This is a genomic window from Acidisoma sp. L85, assembly GCF_009765865.1.
GTDB lineage: Bacteria > Pseudomonadota > Alphaproteobacteria > Acetobacterales > Acetobacteraceae > Acidisoma.
The window spans coordinates 388,518-409,728 of record NZ_LMUQ01000052.1; the positions used below are offsets into that span (position 1 = coordinate 388,518).

At 63.2% G+C, this 21,211-nt stretch carries 25 protein-coding genes; 10 read left to right on the forward strand and 15 right to left on the reverse strand.

Features of this window, described 5'->3' with window-relative positions:
- Window positions 1-127: 127 nt before the first annotated feature.
- A complete protein-coding gene (locus tag GSQ83_RS17560; protein WP_216850284.1) occupies window positions 128-1,111 on the reverse strand; it encodes an NADP-dependent oxidoreductase in 984 nt (327 codons plus the stop codon).
- 196 nt (window positions 1,112-1,307) lie between these two features.
- Between GSQ83_RS17560 and GSQ83_RS17565 the strand changes: the two genes are divergently transcribed.
- Together GSQ83_RS17565 and GSQ83_RS17570 are read left to right on the forward strand one after the other, a co-directional pair.
- The gene (locus GSQ83_RS17565) at window positions 1,308-1,775 is read left to right on the forward strand and encodes a cupin domain-containing protein (RefSeq protein WP_158804151.1); all 468 of its coding nucleotides are present in this window, start codon (window positions 1,308-1,310) and stop codon (window positions 1,773-1,775) included.
- A gap of 170 nt (window positions 1,776-1,945) precedes the next feature.
- Window positions 1,946-3,160, forward strand: coding sequence for a serine hydrolase (locus tag GSQ83_RS17570; RefSeq protein WP_158804152.1), 1,215 nt, complete (start codon window positions 1,946-1,948; stop codon window positions 3,158-3,160).
- 16 nt (window positions 3,161-3,176) lie between these two features.
- Here GSQ83_RS17570 and GSQ83_RS17575 read toward each other — a convergent pair whose 3' ends face one another.
- Both GSQ83_RS17575 and GSQ83_RS17580 read right to left on the reverse strand, forming a co-directional pair.
- Window positions 3,177-3,785 carry a DUF5074 domain-containing protein gene (locus GSQ83_RS17575; protein ID WP_254065748.1) on the reverse strand — a complete coding sequence of 203 codons (609 nt, stop codon included), beginning with the start codon at window positions 3,783-3,785 and terminating at the stop codon, window positions 3,177-3,179.
- 69 nt (window positions 3,786-3,854) lie between these two features.
- Window positions 3,855-5,078, reverse strand: coding sequence for a helix-turn-helix domain-containing protein (locus GSQ83_RS17580; protein ID WP_158804154.1), 1,224 nt, complete (start codon window positions 5,076-5,078; stop codon window positions 3,855-3,857).
- A gap of 84 nt (window positions 5,079-5,162) precedes the next feature.
- Here GSQ83_RS17580 and GSQ83_RS17585 point away from each other — a divergent pair, with 84 nt between their 5' ends.
- Window positions 5,163-5,486 carry a hypothetical protein gene (locus tag GSQ83_RS17585; RefSeq protein WP_216850286.1) on the forward strand — a complete coding sequence of 108 codons (324 nt, stop codon included), beginning with the start codon at window positions 5,163-5,165 and terminating at the stop codon, window positions 5,484-5,486.
- A gap of 204 nt (window positions 5,487-5,690) precedes the next feature.
- On the opposite strand, the gene GSQ83_RS17590 is transcribed toward GSQ83_RS17585, so the two are convergent.
- From GSQ83_RS17590 to phnS, 4 genes are read right to left on the reverse strand one after another with little or no spacing between them, the layout of a single operon-like run.
- Complete coding sequence (locus GSQ83_RS17590; RefSeq protein ID WP_216850287.1) at window positions 5,691-6,539, reverse strand: ABC transporter permease subunit; 849 nt, start codon at window positions 6,537-6,539, stop codon at window positions 5,691-5,693.
- Window positions 6,529-7,407: a 2-aminoethylphosphonate ABC transporter permease subunit gene (phnU, locus tag GSQ83_RS17595; RefSeq protein ID WP_216850289.1), complete on the reverse strand. Its 879-nt coding sequence runs from the start codon at window positions 7,405-7,407 to the stop codon at window positions 6,529-6,531. The genes GSQ83_RS17590 and phnU overlap by 11 nt, the downstream gene beginning before the upstream one ends.
- Window positions 7,394-8,410 (reverse strand): ABC transporter ATP-binding protein, encoded by a 1,017-nt coding sequence (locus GSQ83_RS17600; RefSeq protein ID WP_158804156.1) that lies wholly within the window; start codon window positions 8,408-8,410, stop codon window positions 7,394-7,396. The genes phnU and GSQ83_RS17600 overlap by 14 nt, the downstream gene beginning before the upstream one ends.
- A gap of 5 nt (window positions 8,411-8,415) precedes the next feature.
- On the reverse strand, window positions 8,416-9,504 hold the full coding sequence (phnS, locus tag GSQ83_RS17605; protein ID WP_158804157.1) for a 2-aminoethylphosphonate ABC transporter substrate-binding protein: 1,089 nt from the start codon (window positions 9,502-9,504) through the stop codon (window positions 8,416-8,418).
- 169 nt (window positions 9,505-9,673) lie between these two features.
- On the opposite strand from phnS, the gene GSQ83_RS17610 reads away from it, so the two are divergent.
- From GSQ83_RS17610 to GSQ83_RS17625, 4 genes are all read left to right on the forward strand, one after another.
- The gene (locus tag GSQ83_RS17610; protein WP_158804158.1) at window positions 9,674-10,786 is read left to right on the forward strand and encodes a TIGR03364 family FAD-dependent oxidoreductase; all 1,113 of its coding nucleotides are present in this window, start codon (window positions 9,674-9,676) and stop codon (window positions 10,784-10,786) included.
- A complete protein-coding gene (phnX, locus tag GSQ83_RS17615) occupies window positions 10,783-11,592 on the forward strand; it encodes a phosphonoacetaldehyde hydrolase (protein WP_158804159.1) in 810 nt (269 codons plus the stop codon). The genes GSQ83_RS17610 and phnX overlap by 4 nt, the downstream gene beginning before the upstream one ends.
- Window positions 11,589-12,995 (forward strand): aspartate aminotransferase family protein, encoded by a 1,407-nt coding sequence (locus GSQ83_RS17620; RefSeq protein ID WP_158804160.1) that lies wholly within the window; start codon window positions 11,589-11,591, stop codon window positions 12,993-12,995. Before phnX ends, GSQ83_RS17620 begins: the two co-directional genes overlap by 4 nt.
- 81 nt (window positions 12,996-13,076) lie before the next feature.
- Window positions 13,077-13,463, forward strand: a complete 387-nt coding sequence (locus tag GSQ83_RS17625; protein ID WP_158804161.1) for a DUF1801 domain-containing protein — start codon at window positions 13,077-13,079, stop codon at window positions 13,461-13,463.
- Between the two features lie 185 nt (window positions 13,464-13,648).
- On the opposite strand, the gene GSQ83_RS17630 is transcribed toward GSQ83_RS17625, so the two are convergent.
- The 7 genes from GSQ83_RS17630 to GSQ83_RS17660 are packed head-to-tail and all read right to left on the reverse strand — an operon-like array spanning window position 13,649 to window position 17,591.
- Window positions 13,649-14,113: an SRPBCC family protein gene (locus GSQ83_RS17630; RefSeq protein ID WP_158804162.1), complete on the reverse strand. Its 465-nt coding sequence runs from the start codon at window positions 14,111-14,113 to the stop codon at window positions 13,649-13,651.
- 17 nt (window positions 14,114-14,130) lie between these two features.
- Window positions 14,131-14,790 (reverse strand): glutathione S-transferase family protein, encoded by a 660-nt coding sequence (locus tag GSQ83_RS17635; protein WP_216850291.1) that lies wholly within the window; start codon window positions 14,788-14,790, stop codon window positions 14,131-14,133.
- Window positions 14,787-15,299: a VOC family protein gene (locus tag GSQ83_RS17640; RefSeq protein ID WP_254065749.1), complete on the reverse strand. Its 513-nt coding sequence runs from the start codon at window positions 15,297-15,299 to the stop codon at window positions 14,787-14,789. Before GSQ83_RS17640 ends, GSQ83_RS17635 begins: the two co-directional genes overlap by 4 nt.
- An 11-nt stretch (window positions 15,300-15,310) precedes the next feature.
- A complete protein-coding gene (locus GSQ83_RS30610; protein ID WP_158804163.1) occupies window positions 15,311-16,027 on the reverse strand; it encodes a DUF1428 domain-containing protein in 717 nt (238 codons plus the stop codon).
- A 32-nt stretch (window positions 16,028-16,059) separates the two neighbouring features.
- Complete coding sequence (locus GSQ83_RS17650; RefSeq protein WP_158804164.1) at window positions 16,060-16,707, reverse strand: glutathione S-transferase family protein; 648 nt, start codon at window positions 16,705-16,707, stop codon at window positions 16,060-16,062.
- A gap of 54 nt (window positions 16,708-16,761) precedes the next feature.
- The gene (locus tag GSQ83_RS17655; protein WP_158804165.1) at window positions 16,762-17,217 is read right to left on the reverse strand and encodes an SRPBCC domain-containing protein; all 456 of its coding nucleotides are present in this window, start codon (window positions 17,215-17,217) and stop codon (window positions 16,762-16,764) included.
- Entirely contained in the window at window positions 17,214-17,591 is a 378-nt protein-coding gene (locus tag GSQ83_RS17660) for a helix-turn-helix transcriptional regulator (RefSeq protein WP_158804166.1), read from the reverse strand. Before GSQ83_RS17660 ends, GSQ83_RS17655 begins: the two co-directional genes overlap by 4 nt.
- Before the next feature lie 215 nt (window positions 17,592-17,806).
- On the opposite strand from GSQ83_RS17660, the gene GSQ83_RS17665 reads away from it, so the two are divergent.
- Both GSQ83_RS17665 and GSQ83_RS17670 read left to right on the forward strand, forming a co-directional pair.
- Entirely contained in the window at window positions 17,807-18,757 is a 951-nt protein-coding gene (locus GSQ83_RS17665) for a DMT family transporter (RefSeq protein ID WP_254065751.1), read from the forward strand.
- Window positions 18,758-18,971: 214 nt separating this feature from the next.
- Window positions 18,972-19,601: a VOC family protein gene (locus GSQ83_RS17670; RefSeq protein WP_158804167.1), complete on the forward strand. Its 630-nt coding sequence runs from the start codon at window positions 18,972-18,974 to the stop codon at window positions 19,599-19,601.
- A gap of 57 nt (window positions 19,602-19,658) precedes the next feature.
- Here the strand turns inward: GSQ83_RS17670 and GSQ83_RS17675 are convergent, their stop codons facing one another.
- A complete protein-coding gene (locus GSQ83_RS17675; RefSeq protein WP_158804168.1) occupies window positions 19,659-20,282 on the reverse strand; it encodes a CGNR zinc finger domain-containing protein in 624 nt (207 codons plus the stop codon).
- A 171-nt stretch (window positions 20,283-20,453) separates the two neighbouring features.
- Here GSQ83_RS17675 and GSQ83_RS17680 point away from each other — a divergent pair, with 171 nt between their 5' ends.
- On the forward strand, window positions 20,454-21,158 hold the full coding sequence (locus tag GSQ83_RS17680) for an alpha/beta fold hydrolase (protein ID WP_158804169.1): 705 nt from the start codon (window positions 20,454-20,456) through the stop codon (window positions 21,156-21,158).
- Window positions 21,159-21,211 lie beyond the last annotated feature (53 nt).

The window sequence follows — 21,211 nt, forward strand, 5'->3', positions numbered from 1 at the left end:
AGCCAGGCTCGCTGGCTTGTCGGCAGGAAATTTGGTGGAGGCAGGATCGGTTCAATACATACCTTCAGCTATTTGAACACGGCTCAAGCCCAGGTCGGAGGAGAGGTGGCTGACAAGAGGCGGCCTACTACTCACCAACTTGCAGGACGATTTTGCCACGGATACGGGGGCGCGTGCCCTCCAGGATTTCATGCGCCGCCCGCGCCTCAGCGAGGGGCAGGACCGTGCCGATATTCATGGACAGCTGCCCCAATTCAATCAGCGCCGAGACCGACGACAGACGCTCGGTGGTAACCTCGACCAGGAAGAATCCCGCCGTCACGCCGCGCCGTTGAGCTAGGGTTTGGTCGGGGTCCGAGACCGCTGAAATCAACGTGCCGCCTGATCGCAATACCTCAAAGGAGCGCCGCTGAGCCTCGCCGCCAACGAAGTCCAGCACCACATCGACTTCGCTTGCGACGTCCTCAAAGCGACCCAAACGATAGTCGACGACCTCAGTGGCGCCGAGTCCCCGAACGTGGCCGAGATCGTTGGTCCCGGCGGTTGCGATCACCTGGGCGCCGGCACGACGGGCAAGTTGGACCGCATAGGCGCCCACGCTGCCGGCGCCGCCATGAATGAGCACCTTGCGGTTAGCGATGGTGCCTGCCCGCTCGATCGCCTGTTGTGCCGTGACGGCGACCACCGGGACGGAGGCTGCATCGATAGCCGCTAGAGTGGCCGGGCGGTGCGTGATCATTGAGACGGACGCGAGGGCGTATTCCGCATAGGCGCCGGTGAACTGCGCATTCGTGACGCCGAAGACAGCATCTCCAGGTTGAAGTGTCACGACATCCGGCCCGACCGCCTGGATGATGCCGGATAGATCGGACCCCAACGTCAGCGGCAGGGGTTGCGGCAGCACACTTTTGCCGGCTCGGATCCAACCATCCCAAGGCCCCACCCCGGCGGCCTGTACTCGAACGAGAACCTGCCCCACACCGGGAGTTGGTGTTTCGACTTGTTCGAGTGCCATGACCTCAGGGGGGCCGAAGCGATGCACGCGGCAGGCCATCATCGTTGATGGGGCGTCGGGATAGGATTGAGGAGAGCGCTGGGTCTCGGACGCCATGACGAGGGGCCTTTCCGCATCGGGTTGACGTGGTCATACGCGAATGCGGCAATCCGTCCCATCTGACGGTCCTTCGCCGCTTTTGGTGCAAAGCGGTCGTTTGCCGATATTGCTAGGCAGGGCTCTGAGAATTTCACAAGATCGGGCTATGCTTTGACCAAGCATAAGCTTGGTTACCGATTGTGGGAAGATTGCCATGCCTAAAATTGAAATCAGCGAGGTGGCGAAGCGGAAAGGCTCAGGGTACCCGCCGCCATTCGACGCAGTCTGTGCCGCTCGCGTGCGGCAGCGGCTGGGCGATGCTGGCGGGCTGACGGATTTCGGCGTCAATCTCATGCGCCTGCCACCCGGCAACTGGTCGAGCCAGCGACATTGGCATTCGCATGAGGATGAATTTCTCTATGTCCTGGAAGGCGAGCTGACGTTGATCGAAGATGACGGCGAGACAGTGCTTGCCGCAGGAGACTGCGCGGCCTTTCCGAAGGGCTCCGGCAACGGCCATCACATGGTCAATAGAGCGAGCATGACGGCAGTCTATCTCGAGGTTGGCACACGCTCGCCGGCCGACATTACTATATGCTCCGACATCGATATGATGAGCACCAATGCCGACGGGCGTTTCGTGCATAAGGACGGCACGCCTTACTTCAAACCCTCCTCCTAGCGCGTGATGATTCAGTACTGCCGTGACCGACGAGGTAAAATGAGGATGGTTCAAACCAGACACATCCTGCTCTAGCGTGCTTCGGAGGTTAAGCCAGTCGACGGAAGATCTGATGTCGAGTTAGTCGTCTGCGCCCAGGCAAGAAAAATAATTGAAGGGAGATTCTCGGGATGGCCATCTCGCATTCACCGATCGAAGGTATTTCCATCGATCAGCTCGGACATTCGCTGGACCAACTTTTTCGTGCCGCCATTGCGAATGGCGACTTGGTCGGCGGTGTCGCCATGGCTGGTACGGCTGACTCATTGCTGTACCAGGGCGCTTTCGGCTGGCGCGACCGCGAGACCGGCAGAGAGTCGGCCATCGACGATGTTTTCATGCTCGCCTCTCTCACCAAGACCGTGACCGCCGTTGCCGCGATGCAGCTTGTCGAACGCGGAATACTGGATCTGGATGAGCCGATCGGCCGGGTCCTGCCGCATCTGGCGAAGCCGCAGGTGCTGGAGGCGTTTGCGGAGGATGGCGCGCCGATCCTTCGCCCGGCGCGGCAACAGATCACGCTGCGGCGTTTGCTCAGTCACACATCGGGGCTTGGCCACGAAATCTGGGATGCGCCTCTCCTTCGCTATCAGGCGATGACCGGAACTCCGGGTCTAGCAAGTCGAACCAACGCGTCTCTCAACATGCCACTTCTCTCCGAGCCCGGTGAACAATGGCGGTACAGCATTGGACTCGAATGGACAGGCAAGCTGATCGAAGCCGTCACCGGCATGACGTTGGGCAGCTATCTCCACGACAATATCTTCCAGCCTTTGGGTATGCACGACACGGGTTTCGGTATCCTGCCTCAGCATGCCGGCCGCCTGTCATCAGTCTATCAACGTGAACAGGACGGAACTCTCCGGCCGACCGAGTCCACCAGCCGCTCCAGCCGCCCTGGCGAATACGAGGCGGGTGGCGGAGGCCTTTACGGCACCGCACCGGAGTTTTTCCGTTTCCTGTCGCTATTCCTCAATGAAGGGCGAGTTGGTTCGATCGAGATTTTGAGCCCAGCAACTGTGAAACTCATGGGTGAGAATCAGATCAGCGAACTTCTGGTCAACCCGATGCGGACCGCGCAGCCTACATTGTCGAATGATTTCGAACTTTATCCGGGCATGCCGAAGGGATGGGGCTTGAGCGGCATGATTACGCATAAGCCTGGACCCAATGGTCGCAGTGCGGGCAGTGTTGCGTGGGGCGGCCTCGCCAACTGCTATTTCTGGCTGGATCCAAGCCGAGAACTCGCCGCGCTGTTCCTCACTCAGATTTTGCCATTTGGCGATGCGCGTAGCTTGAACGTCCTGGGTGGCTTTGAGCGTGAGCTATACCGCGCCCTGGGGTAACAGCTTTGACGCCTGACTACTTTTCCGTGGAGCGGCTGGCCGTCGTGGAGCCTGCGCTCGGCCGGCGGACGGCCCGGACCTTTCCGCTGCTTCCGCCGCCGCAGAAAAACCGATCGCCGCCATCGGATTCGAGCCCGGAGACGCCAGTGCCCTGCGGCATCTCGAGACTTTCCAGAACCTCTCCCGTCTGAGGATTGATCTGCCGCAATTCGCTCTCCTCGCCCTCCCAGGTCCCGTGCCAGAGCTCGCCGTCGATCCACGTGACACCGGTGACGATGCGGTTGGATTTGATGGTGCGAAGAATTGCCCCGGTCTCGGGATCGATTTCGTGGATCTTCCGTTCCCTGGGCTGGCCCACCCAAAGTGTTCCTTCGGCCCAGGCAAGTCCTGAATCGCTGCCTTCGCCAGGCGCCGGGATGGTGGCGAGCACCTGACCGGTCTTCGGATCAATCTTCTGGATGCGATCCTCAGCGATCTGGAAGAGATGTTCGCCGTCGAAGGCGGTTCCGGCATGTGCAGCGACATCGAGCGACCGAACCGCCTCGCCGCTCACCGGATCTACGGCTTTGAGCGTGTCCCCAGCGGCGAACCAGATGTGCTGACCGTCAAAGGTGACGCCGTTCACCCTATCGGTTCCCGGAAAAGGGCCATACTCGCGGAGGATTTCGGCTGCGGATCGTTTCATGCGGTCAAACTAGCTACTCGGCAGGGGGCCGGGGAGTAACAAGATTGTCGGGAAGCCCGGCATCGGCGGGGTCATCCAGCGGCGCGCGCGACCGCCGCCAAAGGACTGCACCTTGCCGGTGCCCGCAAGCGCATCGAGCGCCCGTTGCACTGTGCGCGCGCTGACGCCGAGCGCGATCGCCAGCGCCGAGCTCGACCAGGACTCGCCATCGGAGAGGAAAGCGAGGACCGCCGCATGCGGCTCCTCGACGGGCGGCGCCAATACGACGATTTCCTGCGTGGCGCGATACGGCGTCAGTGTGAAGCCTTCCTTCGTCGCGTTGACCTCCGCCAGCGTCCGAAGCGCTTCCCGAAGCCGCCCGACCTCAACCCGCAGCCGGGCGCGGTGGGTTTCATCGGGGTGCTTTGAGTGGAAGGCGCGTGCGATGAGCGCGTTCCTTGGTGCGTCTCCGGGCCAGGCTTCTCCCAATGCCCGAGCGAGCGTGAACAAGATGGGGCGTGTCGCGAGCGAGACCGTCGAGCGGGCGTCACACACGACATAGCGGCAGGCGTCCACGACGAGAGCCTCCGACGCCAGCAGTGCTTCGACCTCCTCAAGCAGAAGTGGCCGTTCCGCGCCTTTCGCGATCAGGCGTGCCGCGGTCGTCCTCATCACGAGCGATGCGCTTTCGACCTCCGCCGTCAGCGCGGGAATGCCGGCCTCGATTGCCGCCTGCTCGGCGCGTACGAGCGCCGCGCGCGCGGCTTTCGTCCGCAGGCGCCGCATCGCGATCCCGGCGACAACGAGTTCGTGGGCGACCCTCGACGCAGGTGGCAGGGGTGTCGAGTCGAGTTCGGCGAGCATGCGCTCGGCCTCGTCCAGGCGACCGATCAGGAGCAGGCGGCGCACCGCCAAAGTTCGCGCATGCGCGGCGTTCACCCGGTCGCCATTCGCCTCGAGCGTCGCCCGCGCTGCCTCGAGCGTCTTCGCGGGCCAGGCGAGGTCGCGCGACACGAGAGCGATCTCGGCCTCGGCGACGACGCATCTTGCGCGGGCCACAGCTTCTTTTGGGCTGAAGGCGCGGGCGGCACGCCGGAGGAGGGCCTTTGCTCGAACGAGATCGCCGAGCTGGGCCATTGCGATGCCTCGGAGGGCGAGTGCGGGCGCGTCCTCACGCAGGGCGATTCGTTTCAATGCCCCGAGGGGATCACCTGCCGCGAGGGCGCGGGCGGCGGCCGTGATCAGCGAGTCCAACCGAATCCCGCCACACTTGTCACTCCCGCGCCTCGACAGCTCAGGGGCAGTCTAACTCGCGACAACAGCCGGGAGTTAGCGGCGATGACGACACACTCGACCGAGACATTCGCGTTCCCGTGGGCCGGATCGGCTCCGCGGTGCGAGGCGGCCGCTTGCGAAGGCGGCAAGGCGGCCGGGTTCGGTTTGGCCGACTGGCTATGCCTCGCCGCCGCGCCCGCCTTCGCCCTCATGGCGCTGCTTACCGGTGTTCTCGGCGGCGGTCAGCCGCAGATGCTTTGCTCGGCCATGGCGGGCCCGTCACTGCTGAACGGCATGGTCCTGATGTATGTGCTGATGAGCGCCTTCCATTCGGCGCCTTGGCTGAGGCTGATTTCCAGACGGCGTGGCGGCACTCATTCAGGCTGATCGGGCCGAGTGCTCGCCGGCAGGCTCGTTTTTTAAGCCGCGCTCATGCCACCGCGTCATGCTCGGCGAAGGCCGAGCATCCACGCCTTCGCTTGCTCGACAAAGGCAAGGCGTGGATGGCACGGGGTGCCCCGCACGCCTTCGCGTGCCATGACGGTTCTCTCGGTGCCGGTTAGTACCAGTTCACCACTTGCTCATCGTACGCTATTGGCTTGCGAGCTTCGCGGCCGGGGAGGGGCGGCCAGTGCGTGACCACGCCAGAGCTCGGCCCCAGGGCAAGGCGATGCCGATGAGGACGAGCAGGGCGCAGCCCAGGAGAAGCACTGACAGAGCGGAGGCGGGGAGGTAGTAGCCGCGCTCGACCTCACCCAGTATAAGCACAGGCGCCGTCGCGAAGCCGGGCGGATAAACCGTCATCGTGGCGCCCAGCTCGCCGATCGAGATGGCGAAGGCGATGGCGAGGCTGGAGCGGATGGCCGGTGCCATCTGGGGCAGCACGATCCGGCGCAGCACCATCGCCGGCGGAGCGCCCAGGCTGCTCGCCGCTTCCCGCAGCACGACAAGTTCGCGGCGAAGGGCAGAGGCGGCGCTGCGGTAGCAGAAGGGCAATACCAGCGCGAGTTGCGCGGCCAATACGATCAGGCCGGAATCGGAGAAGCCGGGCGGCACGTCGTGATAGGCGATGAGGATGCCCAGGCCGAGCACGACACTTGGGATCCCATTGGGCACCATGACGAGCAGATCGAGCAAGGCGCCGCCACGCTCTCGGCCTCGTTCCTCAAGTGTCAGCGCCAGCCAGAGGCCAAGGACAGTGCCGAGCACGGCAACCGCCGCGGCGACCTCGAGGCTTGTCGCCAGAGCGGACCAGTCGTCGGCGCCGAGGCGTTCGAACCAGCGTAGCGTGAGGGTTGTCGGGAGAACGGTGCCGCCCCAGCGCTTGGCGAAGCTCGACAGCAAGACGGTCGCGACCGGCAGGATGAAGAGCCAGGCACAAGCCAGTGTCGCGATGGCCGCGGCGAGCAGCCGCCAATGGCGGGTCCGGTCAGCGAGCAAGACGAAGCTGCCTGCCCGCGAGGTGGCGATAGAGCCCGTACAGGCAGAGCGAGATCGCCAGCATGATGACTGCCATAGCGGCGGCCGCGTGAAGATTGAGGTCGACCGTCGCGGCGCTGTAGATCGCGACCGGCAAGGTCACGAGCTTGACGCTACCGAGCACCAGCGGAATGCCGAATTCGTTGAGCGTGAGCAAGGTGCAAAGGATGACGCCGGCGGCTATGCCGGGCAGCGCAAGCGGCAGGACGATCCGCCGGAGCACCATGGCCGGGGGCGCCCCCAGGCTGCTCGCGGCCTCCATCAGCCGGCGGTCGAGGAGTGAGAGCGACGCCATTGTCGGACGCACGACGAAGGGTGTGTAGAACATGACCTCCGCCAGCACGACGCCACCGAAGCCAAAGAGGAAGTTGAGTGGCGGGTGGGCCAGGCCGAATACATGCATCAGCGCCAGGCTGATCGCGCCTTGGCTGCCGTAGAGAAAGATCATCGAGAAGGCGACCAGGAACGAAGGAAAGGCGACGAAGAGCTCGAGAAATCGCACCAGAATGCCGGTGCCGGGGACTGGAAAGAAAAACAATAGTCCCGCCAATACGATGCCCAGCAGGGAGGCCAGACCGGCGCTGCAAAACACGATCAGCATCGTGGTGCCGAATACGCTCCAGACCGTGCCGCCGCCGAAGAAACTCGTGAACCCGTCGAGGCTTAATCCGTGGTCTCCGGTCACGCTCAGCAGTAGCAGGCGCAGCAACGGGTAGAAGATCAGGGGCAGCAGGACCAGCAGGGTGACCGCCGCGAGGTTTAATGATGCTCCCCAGCGCCAGGTGGAGGCGCGGGTCACGGTGATCGCGGCTGCGTCAGACGCCGACAAGCACGGCGTCCTCATGGCGGAAGATGATGCCTGTGCGGGCACCCCGCTCGGGCACCGTCTCGCCACGCGGCAGGGCTATGAGGATCGGATCCGCCGGCACTCCATCGGGCACGACCGAGAGCGCGATGGAGGCGCCGCGCCATTCGATATTGCTGACGGTGCCTTCAATTACTCCGCCACCGAGCGGCGCCAGGCGCATCTGTTCGGGTCGCAGGCAGATCATGTGATCCGCCGCATGGCCGTTGATACGGGGCACGAGCGAGGTCGGAAGGAAATTCGCGGCACCGAAATAGCCCGCGACGAAGCGATCCCTCGGGCTGTCGTAGAGTTCTTGCGGCGTGCCGAGCTGGGCGATCCTGCCCTCGCGCATCAGCAGCGTTCGGTCGGACAGGACCATCGCGTCTTCCTGGTCATGCGTCACGCAGATGATCGAGAGATGCGGCAGCCGTTCGTGCAGCGCTTTCAGCTCCGTCCTGACGGACGCGCGCAGATTGGCGTCGAGCGCGCTGAGCGGTTCGTCGAGCAGGAGCACGTCGGGTTCGATGACCAACGCGCGGGCGAGCGCCACGCGTTGCTGCATGCCGCCCGAGAGGGAGGCCGGCGGCAGACGCAGCGAGGCCTCCATCTGCACGAGCCGCAGCGCCGCTTCGACGCGCATGCGAATCTGAGCCGCCGCCACCCCGCGCGCGGTCAGGCCGAATGCGACGTTGTCGAAGACCGACATATGCGGAAACAAGGCGTAGTTCTGGAACAGCAGGCCGAGGTTGCGCTTATGCGGCGGCGCGGCGGTCAGATCCTTTCCGCCGATCCGTAGCCGTCCGCTCGCCGCCTGGGTGAAACCCGCGACGAAGCGCAGCAGCGTCGTCTTGCCGCAGCCGCTGCGGCCGAGGACGGTGAGGAATTCGCCGGGCGCGATGGTGAGGTCGAGATCCGACAAGACAGTCTTGGGGCCAAAGCGGACAGTCAGCCCCTCGATCTCGACCCCAGCCGCCGGTTGAGCCATCCGCGTCAGGTCGCCGGCTTCACGACCGCCAGCGGCTTGTCGGCGCCGCCGATGACTTCCGACTTCCAGCGCTGCGTCCAGGCCGCCTGGTTGGCGGCAACCTTGACCCAATCGACCGGGATCAGAACCACGCCGGCTGTCGCCTTCTCGACCGTCGCGGCATTGGGGCCCGACAGCTTCACGTCATCCCGCGCGGGCAAGCCGTAAACGTCGGCGACCTTCTCCTGCACAGGAACCGAGAGCAGGTAGTCGATGAGCTTGCGGCCCGTGGCATCATGAGGCGCGTGAGTGACGAGCCCTATCGCATAGGGCAGCGCGAAGGTCGTCGGTTTGCCGCCGTCATGCGCCGCGAGGAAGATTGGTTGCAGCGAAAGCCCGCCGCCCGCTGCGTCGGCGAGGTCCATCTGCAGATCGCCGTTAGCCGCCGAGATTTCCTGGCGGCTCAACAACACATCGAGATAGCCGGTGCCCTTTGTGTGGAACTTTACCGAAGGCTCAAGCTTCTTGAGGAAGGCGAAACCTTGGTCCTCGCCGAGCAAGGAAGTGGACAGCAGCACGACCGCCATGCCGTCACCCGCCGTGGCCGGATTGGAATAGGCGATCTTGCCGGCGAATTCCGGCTTCAGCAGATCGTCGAGGCTCTGTGGAGGCGTCTTCACCGTGTCGGGATTGATCGCGAAGGAAAAGTAGTTATCGACGAAGGTGCGGTAGCGGCCATCAGCGGAACGAGAGGCTACCGGAATATGGGCGTCGGCGGGCGAGGTATAGGGCGTCAGGATGTCTGTGTTCGCGGCCTTCTGCACGAAGGGCGGCAAGGTCACGATGACGTCGGCCTTCGGGCTATCTTTCTCGATCGTCGCGCGATTGACGACCTCGCCGGAGCCTGCCGTCACGGTTTCCACGCGCACGCCGTTTTGCCGCTCGAACGCGGGCAATACGCTTTTGTAGAAATCCTCAAGCCCGTCGGCGGTATAAAGCACCACGACACCGGCGGCATGGGCGCGGCTGGAGAGGCTGGTTGTCGCCAAGGCCAAGGCAACCACGCCGAGCGCTAGCCCGCCGCGGCGAGCAAGGCCGCCAATTCCGGTCGACATGATGCGCGCACTCCCGCTGGATTGTTGCCCGCTCTCTATGAGACCCGTCCCATGGGTCGCAATGGTTCGAACCGTGACTCCGAGAGATGTCATCATTTTGAAACATCTCGGATTTGACTGTTTCCTTCCTAAGCCGCTAGTTCCGCGTGGTTCTTCGCGTGAGGCGACTATGACCTATGACGTCGCGATCGTCGGCGCCGGCATTCTCGGCCTCGCCCATGCGCTGGCGGCGGCGCGCCGGGGCCTCAGTGTCGTCGTGGTCGATCGCGACCATCACGCGGTCGGTGCATCCATCCGCAATTTTGGATTTGTAACGGTGACGGGTCAGCAAGCCGGTGCCTGCTGGCGCCGCGCCATGCGTTCGCGGGACGTGTGGGAAGAAGTGGCTCCGCAAGCAGGGATCACCATCCTGCATCAAGGCCTCGCCGTCGTCGCGCGCCGGCCGGAGGCGGCGTCGGTGCTCGCCGCCTTCAGCGAAACCGAAATGGGCGCGGAATGCGAGCTGCTGAGTGCCGAGCACGGACGCGAGCGGTTCCCCTGGTTGCGCGGCACTGTCGAGACTGTGCTTTGGAGCCCGCATGACAGGCGGGTCGAAAGTCGTGAAGCAATACCGCGCCTCGCGGCCTGGTTGCAGGAAGCGCATGGCGTTACATTCCTGCGCGCGACAGCGGTTCATAATGTGCAGCGCGGACGCCTCGCCACGACGGCCGGAGCAATCGAAGCCGCCCGCATTGTGGTCTGTCCCGGCGACGACCTCGCGACGCTTTTTCCCGAGCGGATTGCCAAACATGGCGTGCGCCGCTCGAAACTACAGATGATGCGGCTGCGGCCCCATGCGCCACTGCCGCTGAACTGCGCGGTGATGACGGATCTCTCGCTCACGCGTTATCTCGGCTACGCTGAACTGCCGGAAGCCGAAGCCTTGCGCCACGTATTGGCGCGCGAGCAGCCGGCGCATCTCGCGGGCGGCGTGCATTTGATCGTCGTGCGATCCGCGGATGGCAGTTTGGTTGTTGGCGATACGCATGTCTATGGCGACACCATGGACCCCTTCTCCGATACGGCGCTCGACCAGCGTGTGTTGGAGGAATTTGAGGCGGTCTTCCCAGGTGTCGGCTACGACGTGACGGAGCGCTGGATTGGCACCTATGCCTCGGCGTCCGACCTCGTGCTGATCGACCGGCCGGAGGACGATATCTGCCTGGTCATGGTGACGAGCGGCACCGGCGCCTCGACATCCTTCGCCATCGCCGAAGAGGTTATCGGGGAGATCTTCGCATGACACAGCTCAAGGCCGTCATCTTCGACTGGGCCGGCACGATGATCGACTTCGGCTCTCGCGCCCCGATGGGTGCATTCGTCGAGGCTTATCGGCGTTTCGACGTTCCGCTCTCGGTTGCCGAAGCGCGCGTGCCGATGGGCCTGCCCAAGCGCGCGCATATCGCGGCCCTCATGGCGGAGCCCAACATCGCCGAACGCTGGCGCGTCGCCCACGGCGCCTTGCCGGATGATGCGGCGATCGATGCGGTCTACGCGGTCTTCGTGCCGCTCAACACCGATGTTGTCGCCGACTATGCGGATCTCGTTCCCGGCGCTTTGGCGATGGCGCAGGCGGCGCGGGCGCGCGGGCTGCGGATCGGTTCCACCACCGGCTATGTGCGCGCGATCATGGATCGCTTGCTGCCCCTGGCCGAGGCGCAAGGCTATGTGCCTGACAATCTTGTCTGCGCCGGAGACCTCGCCGACGGGCGCCCGACGCCGCTCATGATGTATCGCTGCTTCGCCGATCTCGGCGTCTATCCCCCGGCCGCCGTGGTGAAGGTGGATGACACGGAGCCCGGCATCGCGGAGGGGATCGCCGCTGGCAGCTGGACGGTCGGCGTCTCCGTCAGCGGCAATTGCGTTGGACTCTCGTTGCCGGAATGGGAAGCGGCGGCGCCTGGCGAGCAAGCCCGGCTGCGTGATGCCGCCGCCGCCAGGCTTCGCGGCGCGGGCGCGCATTATGTCATCGACAGCGTTGCCGATCTGTTGCCGGTGCTCGATGCGATCGAAGCGCGGCTCGGGCGGGGCGAGACGCCGCCGTTATGAAGGGGGACGCACGTCCGCTCGCTTCGGAGGGCGACGTCAACCACTCGCCCCGGCGCGCGGGATGGGCGGCGCGGAACATCGCGGGCGAGACGCGGGCGCTGCTCGATCGCGATGCGCGGCATTTCCTGCACCAATCCGTTTCTTCGCCCTGTCTCAACGCGATCCGCCGCGCGGAGGGGATTTGGATCGAGGATGTCGCGGGCCGCCGCTACATGGATTTCCACGGCAACAACGTCCATCACATCGGTTATGGCCACCCCAGGCTGAAAGCGGCCATCGCGGCGCAAATGGACGAACTCCCCTTCGCCCCGCGCCGCTTCACCTGCGAGCCGGCCGTGTTGCTGGCTGAGAAGCTTGCGGCTATCGCTCCCGGCGGGCTTTCCAAGATGCTCTTCACCACAGGCGGTTCGGATGCGGTTGAGGTCGCGCTCAAGGTCGCGCGCGCCGCGACCGGCCGTTTCAAGACGATCTCGTTCTGGGATTCCTTCCACGGTGCAGGCTTCGGTGCCGCTTCGGTCGGCGGCGAGCAGCTGTTCCGCTCCGGTCCCATCGGGCCGTTGCTGGCGGGGACGGAGCATGTCGCGCCCTTTGCCTGCTATCGCTGCCCCTATGGCTATCCGGATCGCGATGGCGCCCCCGACCTCGGCCTCTGCCACATGACCTGCGCGAATTATCTGCGCTACGTGCTGGAACGCGAGGGCGATGTCGCCGCCGTCATCGCTGAACCCGCGCGCGCCGTGCCTTATCTGCCGCCGCCCGGCTATTGGCGCGCGGTGCGTGATGCTTGCGATGCCCATGGCGCGCTGCTGATCTTCGACGAGATCCCGACGGGCCTCGGCAAAACCGGGCGGATGTTCGCCTGCGACCATGACGAGGTGACGCCCGATATCCTGGTCATGGGCAAGGCGCTCGGCGGCGGTATTCTGCCCATTGCGGCAGCGTTGTGCCGCGAAGACCTGGATGTCGCCGGAGCCTATGCCTTCGGCCATTACACGCACGAGAAGAACCCCGTCACCGCCCGCGCCGCCCTGACGACCATCGAGATCATCGAGGACGAGGAGTTGGTGGAGAACGCCCGCCGCGTCGGTGCCTTCGCCTTGGAGCGGTTACTGGACATGAAGGCCCGCCATGCGCAAATCGGCGACGTGCGGGGCCGTGGTCTGCTGCTGGGTATCGATTTGGTCGAGGATCGGGAGACCAAAGCGCCGGCGACGGATACCGCGGAGGCGGTTCTCTATCGCTGCCTCGACGCTGGGCTCAACTTCAAGACCACGATGGGCAATGTGCTCACACTGACACCGCCGCTTATCGTAACCGAGGCGCAGATGGCGGCTGCACTCGACATCATTGAAGCCGCGATCGCCACTGAAGAGCGAGGCGGGAGCTCTGGTTCTCGCTCCTAAGACCTCACCGTTCCCCGACCCTGTGCCTAACCTTCCCGTCCTACCGGCCGCAGGCTAGAAGACGGAAGGAGGACAAGCGAAATGAAAGAAAGCGCAACAACCAAGGGTGAATCCCCGTCTCGGCTGATCGATGCGAGGATCGCGGAGCTGAACGACTGGAGGGGCAAGACGCTCTCCCACATCCGCGCGCTCATCAAGCAAGCGGACCCCGAGGTGGTCGAGGAATGGAAGTGGCGAGGCGTGCCGGTGTGGTCTCACGATGGGATAATCTGCACGGGCGAAACTTACAAAAGCGTCGTGAAGCTGACCTTCGCTAAGGGCGCCTCGCTGGCGGATCCTTCAGGGCTGTTCAACTCGAGCCTGGAAGGCAACACGAGGCGCGCGATAGACCTGCGTGAGGGCGATGAGATCGACGTGGATGCGTTCAAGGCGCTCATACTTGCAGCAGTGACCCTCAACAGATCTTAGAGCATGACGACTTAGTATTAAACCGTGACCAAAAGTTCCGTCATGGCACGCGAAGGCGTGCGGGGCACCCCGTGCCATCCACGCCTCACCTACGTCACGCAGGCTAAAGCGTGGATGCTCGGCCTTCGCCGAGCATGACGTTGTGGAATTAGCGCGGTTCACCAATGACATCCGGCTCTAATTCGTCAGCGTGCCGGCGGCTTTGTCTCGGCTAATGCGGCGAGTTGCTCCGCGACAAGGGTCCAGCCCTGCTCGAAGCCCATCGCCTTGTGCTGCTCGTAGCTTTCCTTGGTCCAGTGGCGCGCGCTGCCGGTGTAGCGGGTCTTTCCGCCCTCATCGGCGAACTCCATGGTGCCGACCATGAACGGACCATGCGGATGCCAGCCCGCCGTGAACGCATCCGTGAAGACGAAGCGCTTGCCGGGAGAGACCTCGAGGAACACGCCCTCATGCTGCATCTCCTCGCCATTCGGCCCGCGCATCACCATGGCGGAGCGGCCTCCCGCGCGCCAATCCTGCTCGACGATCTCGACCGTCCAAGGCTTGGGGCACCACCATTCCGGCATACGTTCGGTGGCGATTTTCCACACGGTACCGACGGGCGCGTCGATCAGGCGGCTCACGGAGAGTTCGAGGTTCTCGGTGGTCATGATTGTTCTCCTCAGTCTCAGTCACGATCGGGCGCGCCGAGGGGGAAGTATGGCCGGAAAGGCCGAGCATCATCGATGCAGCGGGCAAACGAGGGGCGCGCGAGCAGACGTGCGCGGTAGGCTTTGAGCGTGCTGCAATTATCTGCAATCGGATGCGTCCAGTCGGCGTAGAACAAGGAAGGCGCGGCGGCGGCGTCGGCCAGCGTGAAAGCATCACCGGCGGCCCACTCGCGCCCGGCAAGCGTCTCGTCAAGCCAGGCATAGATCGTATCGAGTGCCTGTCGGGCCTCCGTGACGCCGTGAGGATCGCGGACGTCTTCAGGGCGACGCGCGTTGAAGACGATTGTCTGCGTTGGACCCATCACATGACTGTCGAATACGCGATCGAGCATCCGTACCGGCATGGCGGCCTTCGCGTCCGCCGGGATCAACGGCACCCGGCCGGGGTGAAATGCCGCGAGATGTTCGATGATCGCGCTGGTTTCGAAGACTGTCGCCTCACCATCGATGAGGAGTGGAAACCTCGCGACCGGCCAGCGCCGCGTCAGCTCGGCCATGTTTTCCGGATGATCCGGATCGAGGATTCGAAACTCGAACGGCGTATCGTTCTCGTACAGCGCGATGAGTGCTTTCATCGTATAGGACGAGAAGGGGTGGCCGAAAAGTTGCAGGCTCACGAGGCAGACGCTCCCGTCTTCGCGCGCTCGATGGCGGCGATATCGATTTTCCTCATGCCCATCATCGCGTCCATGGCGCGCTTCGCCGCCGCCTTGTCAGGATCGGTCATGGCCTTGAGCAGCGCTCGGGGCACGATTTGCCAGGACAGACCGAACTTGTCCTTGCACCAGCCGCATTGCGATTCTTCGCCGCCGTTTTCGACGATCGCGTTCCAGTAGCGGTCGGTTTCTTCCTGACTGTCCGTATAGACCTGAAAACTGACCGCCCAATCGAACTTGACCTGCGGGCCTCCGTTGAGCCCGACGAATGGCATACCGAGCACGGTAAACTCGACGGTTAACTCGTTCCCCTGCTTGCCATCAGGGTAGTCCGATGGCGCCGCAAGGCTAGCGTTTACCGAGCTGTCGGGGAATGTCGCGGCGTAAAACTCGGCTGCCTTGCGCGCCTCGCCATGATTGAACCACAAGCAGGGCGCGATCTTTCTTTGGGTCATGTCGAAACTCGCCATGACGGCTCTCCCTATGCGTGAGCGGTGTCGAGGATCGGCGTGAAGCCGCCGAAGATCGCGAGCTGGCCGTTCCACGCGGGGGGGATTTCGCGCATACGGGGGTCTTGCATCAGTGCGCCCATGCCCGCGTCACGTGTCGGTTTGTCGGGCCATTCTATCCAGCCAAATACGACCGTCTCACCATCCTTCGCCTGTACTGCGCGCTTGAAGTCCGTCACCTTGCCCGCGGGAACATCGATGCCCCAGCCATCAACCAGGCGCAGCGCGCCTTTCTCGTGAAACAACTCGGCAGCCTTAGTCACTTGGGCGACGAAGCCCTGGCGATTGCCATCTGGAACACTCGCGACCATGCCATCGACGTAGCCGAACTCGCCGCCGTCACCACTGTCGAAAGTCGCCTCGAACCCAGCATAAATCATCCGCTGGCCATCAAACGGCATCGGACCGGCCGGACGCATGCGCTCATCGGCCATCATTTTCGCGGCGGCGGCGTCGCATGTCGGTTTGTCGGGCCACAAGACCCAGGCAAGCACCACCGTCTCATCATCCTTCGCCTGGACAGCTTTCTTGAAGTCGGTGACTTTGCCGTCCATCACGTCGTTGCCCCAGCATTCGACGGTACGCAACGCGCCAAGTTCTGCGAAGACCGGCGCCACCTTCCCCGACATTGCGAGATAGGCATCCCTGTTCTTTGTTGGGACGGGGACCACGAATCCCTGGAAATACATTTTTGTTGCTCTCCCTTTATGCTTCAGCGAATTCAGGCGGGAACTGGCACGTCGAAGGTTGCCATGTGATCGGCCATCGCTTTCCTGTGGGCCGGCCGGCTTTCTCCGCGTGTGACATACGCGGAGAGCTTCGGGAAGCTGGCAAGTTCCGGGGTGCCGCGTAGCGCGCCCAACACGGAGATCATCATCAGGTCACCGACCGTGAACTCGATCCCATCCAGCCAAAGCCTGTCGCCGAGCGCCGCCTCCAGATCGGCGAGCCGTGTCTTCAGATCATCGGCTACCTTATGGTGGCGTGCCTTGGACCAATCGTGATCCGCCTCGAAGAAATCATTGGTTGCGAGCGCCATGACGTAGGGCTCGACGGAGTTAAGCGCCGCCGCCACCCATTGCAGCGCGCGCATGCGCGCGGCGGGTTCCACGGGGATCAGCTTGCCGGCGCATTCGGCGATACGCAACACGATCGCGCCAGACTCGAAGATCGCGACATCATCGTCCCGATAGGTCGGCACCTGGCCGAAGGGCTGAAACCGGCGATGCTCAGGGCATTTCGAATCGGTGATCAAGTCGACCTCGTAAGGCTGACCGACTTCCTCGAAGGCCCAGCGCGGGCGCATGTCGCGAACATAACCGCGCGCGAATTCAGGGACCCAGGCAAAGGTAGTAATGGTAGGGTTCATGTCACTGTCTCGGTGTTTGTCTTGACGCTGAGGGGAGCCGTTCGGCCGGCGATTTCAGGTTTCAGGACCCCCGCTCGCCGCGAAATGCCGCACCAGCTTGTCGATTGCGCCGTTCCAGCCATCCTCGTGGCTGGCCCGCGACGCCTCGGTCTGTAGGCGCGAATGGGTGAAGGTAAGTTCGGAGCCAGTATCGACCGGGCGCAGGTCGATTTCGACGCGCGATTCTTGGCCCGCTTCATCGGGCTCGCCCTCGTGAATCCAGCGCCAGGTCATGACCAGACGGCTGGGTTTGACGACTTCGATATATTCGCCGCTGCTCTCATGCTCGCTGCCGTCCAGCATCCGGAACCGCACGCGAAAGCGGCCGCCGACGCGGAGTTCGGTTTCGGCAAGCAGGACGGGACCGTCGTCCGGTCCCCACCAGAGAGCAATGCCATCGGGTGTCGTCAAAGCATCGAAAACGATCGAGGGGCGGGCCGCTATCCGGCGCACCAGGGTCAGGCTCGTCATGTCTTGTTCTCCTCAGTCTTATCCGGTCTGGCTTTTGCTTTTGCCTCCTCGGCCTCGGCATAGGCGGCGAGGCGGTCGAGGCTTGCCGACCAGAAGCGTTCATACCGGCGCAGCCAGTTCATCGCCTCCTCCATGGGTTTCGGCGCGAGGCGCACAGCGACGGTGCGTCCCGTCTTCGTTCTCGTTATGAGCCCCGCCGTTCCTAGCACGTCGAGATGCTTCATCACCGCCGGCAGCTTGATCGCGAAGGGGCGCGCGAGCTCGCCGATGGACAGGCTCTCCTCCCGTTCAAGCCGTGCCAGGATCGCCCGGCGCGTGGGATCTACCAGAGCGGCGAAAGTGCGGTCGAGCTGCATCTCTTGAAACTTCACCATGCGGTGAAGTGATGCGGACGAATGGCGGCCCTGTCAAGATCTGAAAACGGAAGGGTTATCGGCTCCAATGATGTTTGTGGTTCCGAAATAGGAACGAACGGCTTAGCCTCGGGCGGCATTTCTTCGTTCGCCTTTCGGTATCGAAGCAAGAAGCGGAGTGCGGCTCCTCAGCGGACCAGCTCAATATGCTCAACCGTGCTTGAGAGGACCGCGAAATGCCGGATCGCGACTTGGGAACAGGAATGCCACCCACAATGGGAAATCGCGAATGGGCATTGTTATTCGTCCTGGCGATGATCTGGGGGAGTTCTTTTTTCTTCTACAAAATATTGGTCGAGACGCTGCCGCCGCTGACGGTGGTACTCGCGCGCGTCGGCATCGCGGCTGTGATCATGAATTTGTGGCTCATACTTCGCCGCGATTTCATGCCAGCCTCGCCTAGACTATGGCTGTCTTTCACCGTTATGGGGATTCTCAACAACGTCATTCCCTTTACGCTCATCGCTTTTGGCGAAACACGCGTAACCAGTGGTATCGCCTCAATCCTGAATGCGACAACTCCGTTGTTCACCATCCTGCTCGCCCATTGGCTAACAGCGAACGAGAAGCTGACACCCGCCAAGGGAGGCGGCATTCTACTAGGCTCCGCCGGCGTTGCGGTACTTGTCGGGCCGGATGCTTTGTCGAGCCTGGGACACACCAATCTCGTGGGGCAACTTGCCTGCCTGCTTGGCGCCATATCCTACGCCTTTGCCGGTATCTATGGTCGCCGGTTCAAAGGTCTGGCGCCCTTGAAGGTGGCAACGGGGCAGATCACCGGGAGTTCCCTCGTGTTGATCCCGCTGGTGGCGCTGGTCGACCAACCGTGGCGGCTGCCTATGCCGATGGCCGCCTCATGGGGAGCAATGGCTGGAATCGCTGTGCTCTGCACGGTGGTGGCCTACGCAATTTATTTCCAAATACTGAGCGCGGCCGGGGCGACCAATTTGTTGCTTGTGACTTTCCTGTTGCCCGTCACCGCCTTGTTGCTTGGGTGGCTGGCGCTGGACGAGCCCGTTGGACTTCGCACGCTGGGCGGCATGGCGTTGATCGGCATCGGTTTGGCTATCGTGGATGGGCGGCTCCTGCGGTTGCTGCTGGGACGACGCGTCGGAGCCGTGGTCTGATGACCTGCGATCCGCCATTCCCCGTCTGCGGGACTAAAGACTTACGAGAGGGACTCTGTGGCAGGCTTCAACAAAGGCCGCGGGCTCAGCTCTCGGCATAGCTGACGATCTTAAGTAACATTTAACAAGCGATTTGCCCGCGTTTGCGCGAATATCTTTCCAAGCATAGACGGGTGTCGCTATCTTGCAGACGCCCAAACGTGAGGAGCTGGGCATGAGCATCACTGACAATCAGGGCGAAGCTGCAGTCGAGACCCCAAGAGCACGGAAGATCGACTTGAAGCTCGAGGCCATCGCGACCGTCGTTGCGGACGTCGACCGCACCAAGCGCTTCTACAGCGACTTAGGTTGGAGGCTCGACGCCGATATCGCGGGTGAGGGGTTCCGGGTTCTCCAGTTCACACCGCCGGGCTCGCCCTGTTCGGCCATCTTCGGCTCAGGAATTACGGCGGCCAACTATCTGATCGTGTCGGACATCGAGGCAGCACGCGCCGAACTCGCCGGTAGCGGTGTCGATATCAGTGAAGTCTATCACTATGCGGCGGACGGACGCCGCGTCAGCGGCCCCGATCCGGAGCGGCGCAGCTACGCCTCCTGGGCCTCGTTCAGCGATCCGGACGGCACCGGCTGGTCGCTGCAGGAAATCACCCAACGCTTGCCCGGACGCGTGGAAACAGGCGACACAACTTTCACGTCATCGCCTGAACTCGCGGCCGCGCTACGGCGTGCGGCGGCAGCGCATGGCGAACACGAGAAACGGACCGGCCAGCACGACGACAACTGGCCAGATTGGTACGCCGAATACATCGTCCGCGAGCAGAGTGGCCGCGAACTGCCCAGATGAGAAAAGGTTCCCCATAGCGCCGCTGAGCGGCGATGAGCAGCGCATCAAGCGGCCGAGCTAATGTTGATGCGCTTTCAACCGCTGTCGGTGCGCTGCTTGCTTCGCACGATTGCCGCATAGCGCCATGCTGCACCACCGTCGCGTGTAGCCCCGCGTATGGTCGGCGAACAACAGCGTGCAGGCTGGGCCCTCGCATGCCTTCACATGTGAAAAATCCTGCGAGCAGACGAGCCCCGCAAGCGCTTCTCCGATAGGCAGCAAAAGCGCATTGGGGTTACGCCACCGGCGAATGGTTTGAAGCTCGAAAGCCCCTTGGGCAGTCGGCGGCCGAACGATCCGGCTGAAGGTCTCATCACGTTCGAGGAGACCGTTCAGCGGCCCCAGCTCCTCGAGCGCCTCGACCGTCAATGGGTTACCCTTATGCTGACGCACGAAGCCTCTGAACCATTCCCGCAGGCTCCGCGCCTGATCCGCGACCCGGTCGAGTTCGCCGGGCAGGGCGTTCGTTCTCATGTCCCGGAGCACATCACGCGGCACCAACTGGCCTTGTTCGAGCCAGCTCAGAAACCCCTCGCCGTCATCGATCCAGTCCACCGCGGTATCGACCGGTGTCGCGATTGAATTCAGGAAATCCAGCCCAGGAGAGTCGCCGACGAAAATGGCGGGAGGCCGAGCCTCCATGATAAATCCTTCTGCTAAAGCGAGCGTTTCTATGCGCCGACCAGCCATCAAAAACACTAACAAAGACTAACCTCTTCAGGGCCGCTTGACAAGTTACCTCCACTTCAGTAACCCTCTCACTGTCATTGAGATGGTTACGGGCCTTCCGGTCCCCTTCGAAGGAGAGCAAGAATGTCCTCGAATGATGTCAGTGTTGTGCTCGTCCATGGTGCCTGGGCCGACGGATCGAGCTGGGCGAAAATAATCAGACCATTGGCGGCCGATAGTATCGCGGTAAGCGCGGCACCTTTGCCGCTGACCTCGTTCCAAGACGATGTCGCAGCTCTCGATCGCGCGCTGGAGCGCGTCCAGGGGCCGGTTGTCCTCACCGGCCACGCCTATGCTGGCGCCGTAATCGGCGCCACGCGCAGCGAAAAGGTGAGGGGGCTTGTCTATGTCGCAGCCTTGGCTCCTGACGAAGGCGAGACCGTTGCGGACGTGTTCTACCGAACCGATCCGCATCCTCTCGCCCCAAAGCTCGCGCCTGACGAACACGATCTCATCTATCTGCCCGATACAGCTTTCGGCGCTGCTTTCGCGCAAAACGCGACGGCGGAGGAATTGGCGGTGCTTGCGGCCGTCCAGCGGCCGATATCTCCCGCCTGCATCACCGTCGCCGTAAAACGGCCGCTGTGGAAGGATCGGCCGAGCTGGTTCCTGGTGGCCGAACAGGATCGCATGATCGTTCAGGCTACTCAGCGCTTCATGGCCGAGCGTATGAAGGCCCGTTCGCATTCGCATGCTGTCGATCACATGCCAATCGTGACCGCGCCAGCGGTCGTGCTGGACGTGCTCCGCGACGCGATTGCAACGGTTCGCGCGAGTAACCGCGAATGACTCAAAGCGAGCAATGAACCGCTCTAGCCGATCTCACTGCTAACCCCTTGATG

Bases quoted from the DNA above. Each gene is read 5' to 3' on its own strand.
- GSQ83_RS17675 (WP_158804168.1), bottom strand. From the start codon at position 20,282: ATGGAGGCTCGGCCTCCCGCCATTTTCGTCGGCGACTCTCCTGGGCTG.
- GSQ83_RS17585 (WP_216850286.1), top strand. From the start codon at position 5,163: ATGACGACACACTCGACCGAGACATTCGCGTTCCCGTGGGCCGGATCG.
- GSQ83_RS17570 (WP_158804152.1), top strand. From the start codon at position 1,946: ATGGCCATCTCGCATTCACCGATCGAAGGTATTTCCATCGATCAGCTC.
- GSQ83_RS17660 (WP_158804166.1), bottom strand. From the start codon at position 17,591: ATGGTGAAGTTTCAAGAGATGCAGCTCGACCGCACTTTCGCCGCTCTG.
- GSQ83_RS17560 (WP_216850284.1), bottom strand. From the start codon at position 1,111: ATGGCGTCCGAGACCCAGCGCTCTCCTCAATCCTATCCCGACGCCCCA.
- GSQ83_RS17630 (WP_158804162.1), bottom strand. From the start codon at position 14,113: ATGACCACCGAGAACCTCGAACTCTCCGTGAGCCGCCTGATCGACGCG.
- GSQ83_RS17600 (WP_158804156.1), bottom strand. From the start codon at position 8,410: ATGGCTCAACCGGCGGCTGGGGTCGAGATCGAGGGGCTGACTGTCCGC.
- GSQ83_RS17640 (WP_254065749.1), bottom strand. From the start codon at position 15,299: ATGGCGAGTTTCGACATGACCCAAAGAAAGATCGCGCCCTGCTTGTGG.
- GSQ83_RS17655 (WP_158804165.1), bottom strand. From the start codon at position 17,217: ATGACGAGCCTGACCCTGGTGCGCCGGATAGCGGCCCGCCCCTCGATC.
- GSQ83_RS17610 (WP_158804158.1), top strand. From the start codon at position 9,674: ATGACCTATGACGTCGCGATCGTCGGCGCCGGCATTCTCGGCCTCGCC.
- GSQ83_RS30610 (WP_158804163.1), bottom strand. From the start codon at position 16,027: ATGTATTTCCAGGGATTCGTGGTCCCCGTCCCAACAAAGAACAGGGAT.
- phnX (WP_158804159.1), top strand. From the start codon at position 10,783: ATGACACAGCTCAAGGCCGTCATCTTCGACTGGGCCGGCACGATGATC.
- GSQ83_RS17665 (WP_254065751.1), top strand. From the start codon at position 17,807: ATGCCGGATCGCGACTTGGGAACAGGAATGCCACCCACAATGGGAAAT.
- GSQ83_RS17625 (WP_158804161.1), top strand. From the start codon at position 13,077: ATGAAAGAAAGCGCAACAACCAAGGGTGAATCCCCGTCTCGGCTGATC.
- GSQ83_RS17620 (WP_158804160.1), top strand. From the start codon at position 11,589: ATGAAGGGGGACGCACGTCCGCTCGCTTCGGAGGGCGACGTCAACCAC.
- GSQ83_RS17670 (WP_158804167.1), top strand. From the start codon at position 18,972: ATGAGCATCACTGACAATCAGGGCGAAGCTGCAGTCGAGACCCCAAGA.
- GSQ83_RS17565 (WP_158804151.1), top strand. From the start codon at position 1,308: ATGCCTAAAATTGAAATCAGCGAGGTGGCGAAGCGGAAAGGCTCAGGG.
- GSQ83_RS17680 (WP_158804169.1), top strand. From the start codon at position 20,454: ATGTCCTCGAATGATGTCAGTGTTGTGCTCGTCCATGGTGCCTGGGCC.
- phnS (WP_158804157.1), bottom strand. From the start codon at position 9,504: ATGTCGACCGGAATTGGCGGCCTTGCTCGCCGCGGCGGGCTAGCGCTC.
- GSQ83_RS17650 (WP_158804164.1), bottom strand. From the start codon at position 16,707: ATGAACCCTACCATTACTACCTTTGCCTGGGTCCCTGAATTCGCGCGC.